Source organism: Bifidobacterium sp. B4111 (assembly GCF_026537235.1).
Taxonomy (GTDB): Bacteria; Actinomycetota; Actinomycetes; order Actinomycetales; family Bifidobacteriaceae; genus Bombiscardovia.
In genome coordinates this window covers 1-1,825 of sequence record NZ_JAFNMO010000015.1, presented here as the reverse complement: position 1 = coordinate 1,825, position 1,825 = coordinate 1, and the positions used below count along the sequence as shown (strand labels likewise).

Below are 1,825 nucleotides of genomic sequence, written 5' to 3'. Positions count from 1 at the left end.
TTATTCTTTGACGGCTCCTGCGGCGAGGCCGGATTGCCAGTATTTCTGCAGGAGGAGGAAGGCGATGACCAGGGGGATGATGGTGATCAGGCTGCCGGTGATGACCAGGTTCTGGATGGCCTGCCCGCCTGCGGTGCTGGCCTGGTCCTTCCATTGGTTCAGGCCGATGGTCAGCGGGTACCAGTCCGCGTCCTTGAGCATGATCAGGGGCAGGAAGTAGTTGTTCCAGGTCGCCACGATCGTGAACAGGGCGCAGGTCACGATCCCCGGCGCCAAAAGGGGCAGGCTGATGGTGCGGAAGGTGCGCCACTCCGAGGCGCCGTCCACGCGCGCCGCCTCCAGCAGCTCCCCGGGCACGGCCTGGTCCGAGAAGATCCACATCAGGTACAGGCCGAACGGGCTGATCAGGCTGGGCACGATCATCGCCCAGGGCGTGTTGGTCAGCCCCAGCTTCGCGAACAGCAGGAACTGCGGGACCGCCAGCGCGATGCCCGGCACGCTGATCGCGCCCAGCACCACCGCGAACACCGCCTTGCGGCCCGGGAAGCGGAACTTGGCCAGCGCGTACCCGCCCATCACCGCCAGCAGCGTGGCCCCGCCCGCGCCCGCCGCCACGTACAGCAGCGTGTTCGCCAGCCAGCGGGCGAAGATCCCGTCCTGGTAGGAGAACACCTCGCGGATGTTCTCCCACAGGGCGAACGAGCGGCCCGGCCCCAGGCCGAACGTGCTCGTGAAGTCCGCCTGCGTCTTCGTCGCGTTCACCAGCAGGTAGGCGAACGGGAACAGGCAGTACACGGCGAACACGCCGCACGCCAGCGTCAGCCACACCGACCGGCGCGGGTTCGACGGGTTCGAGAACCCGGTCGACGCCGCACGACGCCGCTCCGCCCGCTCGTCCGCCGCCACCCGGCGCGCCCGCGCACGCTCCCCCGCCCGCACCCTGCGGCCTTCAGCATCCAGCACGCTCATCGCATCTGCTCCCTCATGCTCCGCAGCTGCACCGCATACGCCACCAGCATCGTCAACGCCGCCATCACGATGGCCAGCGCAGCCGCATAATTGGACTGATTGCCCGAAAAACTCAGATTATACGCATACATGTTCGGCGTGTAATACGTCGTGATCGCATTGCCCGGCACCATGTTCTGCATCACGCTCGGCTCGTTGAACAGCTGGAAGGAGCCGATGATGCTGAAGATCACCGTGATCGCCAGCGAGCCCCGCAGCTCCGGCAGCTTCACCCGGCGCACCACCTGCCACTCGCCCGCCCCGTCGATCGCCGCCGCCTCATACAGGGAGCGCGGCACCGTCGACAGCGACGAATAGAAGATCAGCATGTTATACCCCGTGAACTCCCACGTGTTGATGTTCCCGATCGCCGCCAAAAGCACCGACGGCTGCAGCACGTCCACATGCGTGCCCAGCCACGCGTTCAACGAGCCCACCAGCCCGTACTTCGCCCCATACATGAACCCCCACACCAGCGCCGACACCACCGCCGGCACCGCATACGGCAGGAACGTCGAAATACGGAAGAACCGCATCCCATGCAGACGCAGCGAATCCAAGGCCAGGGCCATCAACGCCGCCAAACACAACATGACCGGCACCTGCACCACCGTGAACACCACCACCCGGCGCACCGACGACCAGAACTGCCCATCAGCCAACAGACGACGATAATTCGCCAAACCAACAAACACCGTCCCACCAACCATACGATGCTGAAACAAGGAAATCCACACCGCATACACCACCGGCACCACAAACACCACCACAAACACCACCGCAAACGGCCCCATAAACAACCAACCACGCCAACGAG

2 protein-coding genes are annotated in these 1,825 nt (G+C 64.8%); both read right to left on the bottom strand.

Translation table 11 applies throughout. The annotated features are described in order from the left end of the window. Nucleotides 1-969 (bottom strand): carbohydrate ABC transporter permease, encoded by a 969-nt coding sequence (locus J3T93_RS09890; RefSeq protein ID WP_267431546.1) that lies wholly within the window; start codon nt 967-969, stop codon nt 1-3. Next, nucleotides 966-1,825: carbohydrate ABC transporter permease (locus J3T93_RS09885; protein WP_267431545.1), on the bottom strand; the 860-nt coding region annotated here is incomplete at its 5' end. The genes J3T93_RS09890 and J3T93_RS09885, both read right to left, overlap by 4 nt.

Bases quoted from the DNA above. Each gene is read 5' to 3' on its own strand.
- J3T93_RS09890 (WP_267431546.1), bottom strand. From the start codon at position 969: ATGAGCGTGCTGGATGCTGAAGGCCGCAGGGTGCGGGCGGGGGAGCGT.